Consider the following 9,338-nt stretch of genomic DNA (forward strand, 5'->3'; position numbering starts at 1 on the left):
CCCTCGCCCCCACGCCCCGTGATCCCTTAGGCTTAAGGCTCTTCGGGCCCCGCCAGAGGGAGGACGACCGATGCTGGAACTGCGCCCCAATTGCGAATGCTGCGACCGCGACCTGCCGCCTTCCAGCGATCAGGCCCGGATTTGCACCTTCGAATGCACCTTCTGCGCCGACTGCGCAGAGCACCGATTCTTCGGGGCCTGTCCCAACTGCGGCGGCGACCTGGTGGCGCGACCGATCCGCCCCGAGGACAAGCTGCACCGCTTCCCGGCCTCGTTGCGCCGGGTGGTCAAGGCTCACTCGGCCTGTGCGGGAACCGGGGCGCCGCGGCCCTAGCCCCCCCGGTTCAGGGGGCAGACAGGGGAGCGTTTCGGGGCGATTGAAACAAAATGTCGCGCCCCCGCAACCCGAGTCTTAATCGAGGCGTTAACACTTTGCGGTCCATGCTGGAGCGTCTCAGGAGAACCGCCATGACCATGCTCGGCATCCCTCGCAATTTGACCGGCTCGCCCCCCAAGGGCGGCCTGTTTGGGCTGGGCGAGACGATGCTGCGGATCCTTCTGGTCACGGCCCTTCCGGTCAGCGCCGTCATCTTCGCGCTCCAGACCTTCTGACGCAGCCGGCTCTGGCGTCGCGCCGGGCGGGGTCGTATCCGTATGGCCCAAAGCACGCCTTACGAGACCCTGACCGCATGACTGTCACCACCGTCGGCATCGATGCCGACGACACCCTCTGGCACTGCGAGAGCCTGTTTCGTCTGACCCACCAGCGGTTCGTCGGCCTGCTGGCCGAGCACGGCGACGAAGCCCGGATCGAGGCCCAGCTGGCCGCCACCGAAAAGCGCAACCTGCGGATCTATGGCTACGGGGCCAAGGGCTTCACCCTGTCGATGATCGAGACCGCGCTCGAGCTGACCGACGGCGCGGTCTCGACCCGCGTGATCCGCGAGATCCTGGCCGCCGGCCGCGAGATGCTGACCGAGCCCGTCGAGCCCCTGCCCGGCGTCGAACACGCCCTGGCCACCCTGTCCGAGCGCTACCGGCTTGTACTGATCACCAAGGGTGATTTGCTGCACCAGGAACAGAAACTGGCCGCCTCGGGCCTGGGCGACCTGTTCGCCGCCGTCGAGATCGTCTCGGAGAAGGATGCCGACACCTATCGACGGGTGTTCGAACGTCATGGCACCGGGGCCGACCAGGCGGTGATGGCCGGCAACTCCATGCGCTCCGACATCCTGCCCGCCCTCGAGGCCGGGGCCTGGGGCGCGCTGATCCCCTACCCGCTGGTCTGGGCCCATGAGGCGGCCCAGGCCCCGGTCGGGCATGAGCGCTATGTCGAACTGGGCGCGATCGCCGAGCTGCCGGCGTGGGTGGATCGGGTGGCGGCTCTATAAACGTGTCATCCCGGCTCTTCGCTTCGCTACGGCCGGGATGGCAGGCTGAGCTTGAGCCCCGAAATCCAGTCCCGGGCCGGTCGCTCGAACAGGATCAGCGACAGATAGGCCAGCGGGAACAGGGCCACGACCCAGAACAGCACCCACAGCCGCATCAGGTCGCCGTTCAGGTTCCACATCCCCAGCCCCACCCAGGCCAGGCCCATCTTCAGGGCGATCGGGTGCAGCATGTAGAGGGTGAAGCTGAGCTGGGCCCAGGGGGCCAGGCGACGGGTGACCGGCCCCACCGGTCCGGCCGCATCGGCGGCGATGCCCGCCAGGCCGACGGCATAGATCACGAACAGAAGCACATCGCGCGGCACCTTCAGCGGCGAGGCGATCACGAACACGGCCAGCAGACCCCACATGACCCACCGCGCATACGGCAGTTTGGCCAGCAGCGGCCGGATCTGGAAGCCCAGCATCCCGATCAGGAAGCCCGGCACGGCCCGCAGGAAGCCGAGGTCCCAGGTCCACTGGTGAAAGGGCCGGTCGCCGTGCGGGGTCTGGAACAGGATCAGCAGGCTGAGCGCCGCCAGGCCTGCCGTGACCCAGCGCCCCTTGCCGGTGATCCAGAACAGCAGCGGCAGGGCGATATAGACCCCCATCTCGGCGCTGATCGCCCAGCTGACGAAGTTCCAGGTCTGGCTCTTGCAGACGCCCCAGGCGTGGATGAACAGGATGTTGGGCACGATGCAGGCGACGTCGTAGCGCCGGGGGTCGCGGTCCTGGATCCAGCCGGCCGCGCCGGCGGCGGCCACGGCGATGAACACCAGCATCGTGGCCCAGTGCAGCGGCCCCAGCCGCGCTACCCGCTTTTTCAGGAAGTCGCCGTACCTGGCCGGGGTCGTCAGCCGTCCCGTATAGATCGCCGCCATCACATAGCCGCTGATCACGAAGAACAGATCGACGATCAGGCTGAAGGTCTTGATCGTGTCGTCGGCCAGCTGCCAGCGGCCGTCCAGATTGATGAAGCGGTTGAAGTGGAAGACCACGATCATCACCGCCCCGATGATGCGCAGGGCATCCAGGTGCAGCATCTGGTCGGAATCAGGCTTCAGGGGCGGGAACTTGATCATGCCGCAGGCGTGGACCGGAGGCTTGCGGGGGTCAAGTCAGGGGCACTCCGGAGGGCGTCTTGATCCAGATCAGGGTTGGGCCGACCGCCGCGCCGCACTATGTGACGGCCATGACGCCCGAGCCTACCTTCACCGACGCCGAGATCGATGCCCTGGTCGAGACCTTCTATGCCCGGGTCCGCCGCCATCACCGGCTGGGGCCGATCTTCGAGCAGGCGGTCGGCGAGCACGGCTGGCCCGAGCACATGGCGACGCTGAAACGGTTCTGGGCCGGTGTCCTGCAGGGGGCCGGAACCTACAAAGGCTCGCCCATGGCCGTCCACCAGCGGGTCGAGGGCCTGACCGAGGGCCTGTTCACGCCCTGGCTGAACCTGTTTCACGCCACCTGTGTCGAGCTGTTCGATGCCCCGCGCGCCGCCGTGGTCGGCCAGAAGGCCGAGCGCATCGCCCGCAGCCTGAAGCTGGGCCTCTATTTCCGCCCCGAGGCGATGGCGTGAGCGCGCCGGATCTGCGCCAGGCCCTGCGCAACGACGGCTATGCCTATAGTTCAGCCACCGGGACCCGCGAGCTGCTGGGCCCGGACACCTTCGCCGACTGGCGGGGCTTTGCCGAAAGCTGGAACGATCTGGGCCTGGACGGTTTCATGGCCGACGGCGGTCGCTACCGCAAACGCCGCTTTGCCGCCTTCTCCGCCGCGCCGGGCCAGATCGTCCGCAAGCCACACCAGCCGCACTACCAGAGCCGCGACTACAATGCCCTGAACGGCGGCGTGCAGCGCTGGTTCGAACCCGTCACGGACGCCATCGCCGCCCATCCCGTGCTGCAGGCGGTGATCGGGGCCGGGCTGGATGTCTTCCATCCGATCACGGCCGATCCGCCGGCCCGCTGGCATGTAGAGGTCCACCAGTTCCGCATCGAGGCCCGGGCGGGGCAAGCGGGTCAGCCGACCCCGGAAGGGGCGCATCGTGACGGCGTGGACTGGGTGATCGTGCTGCTGGTCGACCGGATCAATGTGCTGAGCGGCGTCACCGACATCTATGCGCCGGGCGGCAAGTCCCTCGGCAGCTTCACCCTGACGGCACCGGGCGACATGGTGATGCTGGACGACCTGCGGGTCCTGCACGGGGTCACCCCGATCCGCCCCGACGATCCCGCCGCCCCGGCCCTGCGCGACGTGCTGGTGGTGACCTACCGCCACGAGACCTAGCCCTGAACCAGGGCCTTCAGCCGCGCGCCCTGAGCTCGGCGGCCAGCAGGTCGAAGACGATCCGGAAGCGGCGGCTCTTGTTCAGCTCGCGGTGCGCGACCAGCCAGACCGGGAACATCAGGGGCTCCAGGTCCGGCAGGGCCCGGACCACACGCGGTTCGGCATCGCCGATCGAGCCGTCGAGGATGCCGATGCCGACGCCCTGCTTCACCAGCTCCCACATGACCAGATAGCTCTCGGTCAGGACCGGGAAGTTGCGCACGGTCAGGGGCAGGCCCATGGCTATCAGGCCCTTCAGGAACTGGCCCGAGCCGTCGATGCTGATGAAGTCGGCGTCGCGCAGGTCATAGGGCAGACGCGGCGAGCCCAGCCGCTCGAGATAGGCCGGGGTCGCATAGAGCCTGGCCGGGACGTCGCGGATCTTGCTGGCCACCAGGTCCGGCTCGACCGGGCGGAAGTTGCGGATGGCGATATCGGCCTCGCGCCGTCGCAGGTCGCTGGCCCGGCTGGAGACCACGATCTCGACCTCGATGCCCGGATGGCTCTGCCGGAGTTTGGCCAGGAAGCCCGGCAGGATGAAGGCCGCATGCACCTCGCTGGCGGCCAGCACGACCTTGCCCTGGACGGACTGTGACTGGCCCGCCGCTGTCAGCGACACCCGGCCGGCCGCCTCGCCCATCGCCCGGACATGATCCAGCAGTTCCAGCCCGCTGGGCGTCAGGGTCAGGCCGCGGCCTGCCCGCTCGAACAGGACGACCCCGAGTTCCTCCTGCAGGGCCTCGACCTGCCGCCCCAGGGTCGGCTGGGCCATGCCAAGGGCCCGCGCCGCCGCAGACAGCGAACCTTCCTCAGCGGTGACCAAAAAGGCCCGCGCCCGGTTCCAGTCGAATCTTACCGCCCGCCAATCCATGCGAAAACGCATAACACATCCGCCACTATGGGCAATATCCATGCAAATTCACAGGATCTAAAACCCGCCGGTCCCTTCGACCGACCGGAACTGCCCGATGAAAGCCGCCGTTTGCCGCACCTATGGACCGCCCGCCGGGGTCCGCCTTGAAGAGGTGCCGATGCCGACACCCCGTGACCACGAGGTCCTGGTCCGCATCCGGGCCACGACGGTCAGTTCAGGCGACTGGCGGGCCCGCAGCCTGACCATGCCGCCCGGGTTCGGGGCCCTGGCCCGCCCGGCCTTTGGCCTGATCGCGCCGCGCAGCCCGATCCTGGGCACCGAGCTGGCCGGAGAGGTGGTCGCCACCGGCAAGGCGGTGACGCGGTTCCGGGCCGGCGAGGCGGTCTTTGCCTTCACCGGAGCCCGCTTCGGCTGCCATGCCGAGTTCCGCGTGCTGGGCGAGCAGGACCTGATCAGCCACAAGCCCGCCAATCTGAGCTTCGCGACCGCCGCCGCCCTCTGTTTCGGCGGCACCACCGCCCTGACCTTCCTGCGCGACAAGGGAGCCCTGAAGCGCGGCGAGCGGGTACTGATCGTCGGGGCGTCCGGCTGCGTCGGCTCGGCCGCCGTCCAGCTGGCGCGCCATTACGGGGCCCGGGTCACGGCGGTCTGCAGCACCGCCAATGAAGGCCTGGTCCGCAGCCTCGGGGCTGAGGCGGTGATCGACTACCAGACCCGCGACCTCGCCGCCTCGGGCCGCACCTATGACGTCATTCTCGACACCACCGGCACGGCCCCCTTTTCGCGCTGTGGCCACCTGCTGCGTCCCGGCGGACGGCTGCTGGTCGTGCAGGGCAGCCTCGCCCAGGCCCTGGGTCTGGGTGGGCCGTCGCGCTCCAGCGGTCTGCGCCAGATCGGCGGGGTGCCGAAGGTCACGCTGCGCGACCTGGAGCTGCTGGCCCATCTGGCCCAGGCCGGGGATTTCCAGCCGGTCATCGACCGGGTCTATCCGCTGGAGCATGCCGCCGAAGCCCATGCCCTGGTCGAACAGGGCCACAAGCGCGGCAGTGTCGTGCTGACGATCGGCCAGGGTGCCGGCGCGATCCCCTGATGCGTCCCGCCCGGCCATGGCCTATGCTAGGGCCGACCTGCCATGCGCTTCGACGACCGCTTCCTTGAAGAACTGAAGTCCCGCCTTCGCCCCTCCGACGTGATCGGAAAGTCGGTGAAGCTGCGGCGGCAGGGGCGCGAGTATGCCGGGCTGTCGCCTTTCACCAAGGAGAAGAGCCCCTCGTTCTTCGTCAATGACGACAAGGGCTTCTATCACTGCTTCTCCAGCGGCAAGCACGGCGACATCATCAGCTATCTGCAGGAAACCGAGCGCCTGACCTTCAGCGAGGCGGTCGAGCGGCTGGCTTCCGAGGCCGGCATGGTCCTGCCCGAGCCCGATGTCCGCGCCGCCCAGGAAGACAAAAAGCGCCAGGGCCTCGGCGACTGGATGGAGCTGGCCGCCGCCTGGTTCGAGGCCGAGCTGCGCCGCCCGGTGGGCAAGGACGCGCGGGCCTATCTGGAGCGCCGGGGCCTGCCCGAAAGCGAGTGGAGCCGCTTCCACATCGGCTTTGCGCCCAACAACCGCACGGGCCTCAAGGACTATCTGATCGCCAAGGGCGCCAAGCCGGGCGATCTGGTCGAGGCCGGGGTGCTGATCGCCCCCGAGGACGGCGGCGCGCCCTATGACCGCTTCCGTGACCGGATCATCTTTCCGATCACCGACACGCGGGGCAAGGTCGTCTCGTTCGGCGGCCGGGCCATGGATCCCGCCGCCCGCGCCAAGTATCTGAACGGTCCCGAGACCAGCCTCTTCCACAAGGGCCGGCTGCTGTACGGCCTCTATGAGGCCCGCAAGATCCTGCACGCCGCCCAGGCCGCCGCCCCCAAGGACAATACGCCCATGGTGGTGGTCGAGGGCTATATGGACGTCATCGCCTGCCATCGGGCGGGCGTGCCGGCCGTGGCGGCCATGGGCACGGCCATGACCGAGGAGCAGATGGAGGTGCTGTGGCGCCTGCATCCCGAGCCGACCCTGTGCTTTGACGGCGACAAGGCCGGCCAGCGGGCCGCCAGCCGGGCCATGGACCGGGCCCTGCCCCTGCTGAAGCCCGGCCGCTCGTTCAAGTTCTCGATGGTCACCGGCGGCAAGGACCCCGACGATGTCCTGCGCGAACAGGGCGCGGCGGCCCTGAAGGCCCAGGTCTCGCAGACCACCCCCTTCGTCGAGCAGCTTTTCACCCGCGAGCGCGAGCTCGAGCCGCTGGACACGCCCGAGCGCAAGGCCGGGCTGAAGCAGCGCCTGCGTGCCGCCGCCGCGACCATCGCCGACAAGGACCTGGCCCAGGCCTACAAGGACGACCTGCTGGGCAGGCTGGACGCCCTGTTCCCGCGCACGGCCTTCACGCCCAATGAGGCGGGCGGCTTTGGCGGCGGGCGCCCCTTTACGCCGCGCGGCACCTGGAAGAACGGCAAGCGCGAGCCGCCCGATCCCGGCATCCGGGGCGTGGCCCGGGCCCAGATCGTCGAGCGCATCAATCCCTTCCACGCGGCCATCGCCCTGGCGGCCATCGACCACCCGGGCTGGGCCCGGCCCTATGACGAGGCGGTCGAGCGGGTGGGATTCGGCGATCCGCGCCTGCGCCCCCTGGCCCGCGAGCTGTTCGAGGCCCTGGTCGACGACATCCATGACGACGCGCCCTTCCGTGACATCCTGGTCCGCAAGGGCCTGGCCGCCCAGTTGGCCGAGCTGGAACGCGTGGCCCAGCCCGATGCGCCCTTCCTGAGCCCGGCCACCGAGGCCCATCGCGCCCGGGCCCTGTGGTCAGCCTGCTATGAGGCAGTGATCGAGGTGGCCGATTCCGAGCGGGCCCTGGAGGCCCTGCGCCGCGAGGCCGTCACGGCCGGGACCCTGACCGCCACCCGCGACCTGCGGGCCCGGATCACCATCCTGCAGCGCCAGATCAGCAATCTGGAGTTCTGGCGCGGGGCCAGCTAGGCCATGACCGAACGGCCCCGCGTCTTCGTCAGCGCCTCTGCCGCCGAGCCCTTTGCGGCCGCGCCCCTCTCGCGCCGGCTGGAGCCCCTGCGGTCCGCCACCTTCGAGGGCGGCTTCATTCCCGGCGTCAACGGTTTCGACTGGAGCGGCCTGGGCCCGCAGGCCCGTATGGCCGGACCGTTCATGGCCCCGGCCTGGCGTCCGATCGCCGAGGCCGGACGCTATGAGCGCCTGCCCCTGACCTATCACGGCTTTGCCCGGCGCGTGGCGGCGGCGTCCTATGCCGCTGGACTGTTCATGGTCACCCCGCCGGATGCGCAGGGCCTCTGCTCGCTGGGCACGACAGTCGACTTTGCACCGACGGCCTTCGGGCGCTGCGCGGTCAGGATCGCCGTGATCAACCCCGCCCTGCCCCGCCTGCCCGGCGCGGCGACCCTGCCTCTGGCCGCCTTTGACGAGGTGATCGCGCACGAGAGCCCGCTGGTCGAGTATGCCGTGCGACCGCCGGGACCGGTCGAGACGGCGATCATCGGCCACATCGCCGCCCTGATCCCCGACGGAGCCACCGTCCAGGCCGGGATCGGCCGTCTGGGCGACGCCGTCTGGGCGGCGCTGTCCGACCGCTCGGACCTGTCGATCCACAGCGGCATGATCTGTGATCCGGTCGCCGACCTGATCGCCGAGGGCCGGTTCCGGCAGGTGACCGTCGGCAGCCTGCTGGGGTCGCGCGCCTTCTATGCCCGCGCCGCCGCCCTGCCGGGCCTGACCATGGCCCCGGCCCTGTACACCCATGATGTGGCGGTGCTGGCGGCCATCCCCCGCTTCGCGGCCGTCAATTCGGTGCTGGAAATCGACCTGCTGGGTCAGGTCAATGCCGAGTGGCTGGACGGTCAGGCGGTGTCCGGCCCCGGCGGCCTGCCGGACTTCATCCGTGGCGCGCACCTTTCGCCGGGCGGCCTGCCGATCATCGCCCTGGGGGCGACGGCCCGGGGCGGCACGGTCAGCCGCATCGTGCCGCGCCTGACGGTTCCGCCGACCCTGACCAGCATCGATGCCGGGATTGTCGTAACCGAGCATGGCGCGGTCGACCTGCGCCCGCTGGACCGCGAGGGCCGGGCCATGGCCCTGATCCGCCTCGCCGCGCCCGACCATCAGGCGGACCTGCTGAAGGCCTGGCAGGCCCAGGGCTGAAAGGCCGCCCTAACTGTCGACCTCGAAGGAGTCGTCGGGCTCGGTCGCATCCACCGGCGGGGTCTCGGGCGCGAGGCTGACCGGCGCGTCCCGCCGCGCCCCGTGCAGGTCGGCCTCGTCCAGGTCAATGCCCTCCAGCGCCGTATCGCGCAGGTCGGCAAAGCGCAGGCTGGCCCGGTCCAGCCGCATCGGCTTTTCGCGGTCGCCCTTCAGGGTCAGAGGCCCCAGCAGGGCCTCGCGCAGGTCGGCCTGACCCAGGTTTGCCCCGGCCAGATTGGCCCCGCGCAGGTCGGCCTTGCGCAGGCTGGCTCCCCGCAGGTCGGCCCCCTCGAGGATCGCCCCCTGCAGCGCCGCCCGGCCCAGATCCACCCCGGCCAGACAGGCTCGCCGGGCGCTGACCGCCGTCAGGAAGGCCCCGGCCAGACCGGCGATCGGCCGCAGGTCCTCACCGTCGAGGATCGCCGGCTCGCCGGACTTGCCGCCCGTCGCCACC

The 9,338-nt window shown here is 69.9% G+C and carries 11 protein-coding genes; 8 read left to right on the forward strand and 3 right to left on the reverse strand.

Annotation, left to right across the window (positions count from 1 at the left end):
* Positions 1 to 70 precede the first annotated feature (70 nt).
* From DBR10_RS13345 to DBR10_RS13350, 3 genes are all read left to right on the forward strand, one after another.
* On the forward strand, positions 71 to 334 hold the full coding sequence (locus DBR10_RS13345) for a DUF1272 domain-containing protein (protein WP_108506055.1): 264 nt from the start codon (positions 71 to 73) through the stop codon (positions 332 to 334).
* A gap of 134 nt (positions 335 to 468) precedes the next feature.
* Entirely contained in the window at positions 469 to 612 is a 144-nt protein-coding gene (locus DBR10_RS19120) for a hypothetical protein (RefSeq protein WP_158272246.1), read from the forward strand.
* A gap of 77 nt (positions 613 to 689) precedes the next feature.
* Entirely contained in the window at positions 690 to 1,391 is a 702-nt protein-coding gene (locus DBR10_RS13350) for an HAD family hydrolase (RefSeq protein ID WP_108490212.1), read from the forward strand.
* Positions 1,392 to 1,417: 26 nt separating this feature from the next.
* Here the strand turns inward: DBR10_RS13350 and DBR10_RS13355 are convergent, their stop codons facing one another.
* A complete protein-coding gene (locus DBR10_RS13355; RefSeq protein WP_108490211.1) occupies positions 1,418 to 2,509 on the reverse strand; it encodes an acyltransferase family protein in 1,092 nt (363 codons plus the stop codon).
* A gap of 59 nt (positions 2,510 to 2,568) precedes the next feature.
* On the opposite strand from DBR10_RS13355, the gene DBR10_RS13360 reads away from it, so the two are divergent.
* On the forward strand, positions 2,569 to 3,006 hold the full coding sequence (locus DBR10_RS13360; RefSeq protein WP_218278602.1) for a group III truncated hemoglobin: 438 nt from the start codon (positions 2,569 to 2,571) through the stop codon (positions 3,004 to 3,006).
* Positions 3,003 to 3,716: a 2OG-Fe dioxygenase family protein gene (locus DBR10_RS13365; protein WP_108506054.1), complete on the forward strand. Its 714-nt coding sequence runs from the start codon at positions 3,003 to 3,005 to the stop codon at positions 3,714 to 3,716. Before DBR10_RS13360 ends, DBR10_RS13365 begins: the two co-directional genes overlap by 4 nt.
* Before the next feature lie 16 nt (positions 3,717 to 3,732).
* Here the strand turns inward: DBR10_RS13365 and DBR10_RS13370 are convergent, their stop codons facing one another.
* Entirely contained in the window at positions 3,733 to 4,668 is a 936-nt protein-coding gene (locus tag DBR10_RS13370) for a LysR family transcriptional regulator (RefSeq protein ID WP_335582561.1), read from the reverse strand.
* Between the two features lie 55 nt (positions 4,669 to 4,723).
* Between DBR10_RS13370 and DBR10_RS13375 the strand changes: the two genes are divergently transcribed.
* Genes DBR10_RS13375 through DBR10_RS13385 form a run of 3 tightly spaced genes read left to right on the forward strand, consistent with a single transcriptional unit; the run spans position 4,724 to position 8,845 of the window.
* A complete protein-coding gene (locus DBR10_RS13375; RefSeq protein ID WP_108506053.1) occupies positions 4,724 to 5,719 on the forward strand; it encodes an NAD(P)-dependent alcohol dehydrogenase in 996 nt (331 codons plus the stop codon).
* A 42-nt stretch (positions 5,720 to 5,761) separates the two neighbouring features.
* Positions 5,762 to 7,654: a DNA primase gene (gene dnaG / locus DBR10_RS13380; RefSeq protein ID WP_108506052.1), complete on the forward strand. Its 1,893-nt coding sequence runs from the start codon at positions 5,762 to 5,764 to the stop codon at positions 7,652 to 7,654.
* Positions 7,655 to 7,657: 3 nt separating this feature from the next.
* A complete protein-coding gene (locus tag DBR10_RS13385; protein ID WP_108556415.1) occupies positions 7,658 to 8,845 on the forward strand; it encodes an acetyl-CoA hydrolase/transferase family protein in 1,188 nt (395 codons plus the stop codon).
* Between the two features lie 9 nt (positions 8,846 to 8,854).
* Here DBR10_RS13385 and DBR10_RS13390 read toward each other — a convergent pair.
* Positions 8,855 to 9,338 (reverse strand): pentapeptide repeat-containing protein (locus DBR10_RS13390; RefSeq protein WP_199225340.1); only part of this gene is annotated, 484 nt, incomplete at its 5' end.

This window comes from Caulobacter sp. HMWF025 (assembly GCF_003060965.1).
Classification (GTDB): domain Bacteria; phylum Pseudomonadota; class Alphaproteobacteria; order Caulobacterales; family Caulobacteraceae; genus Caulobacter.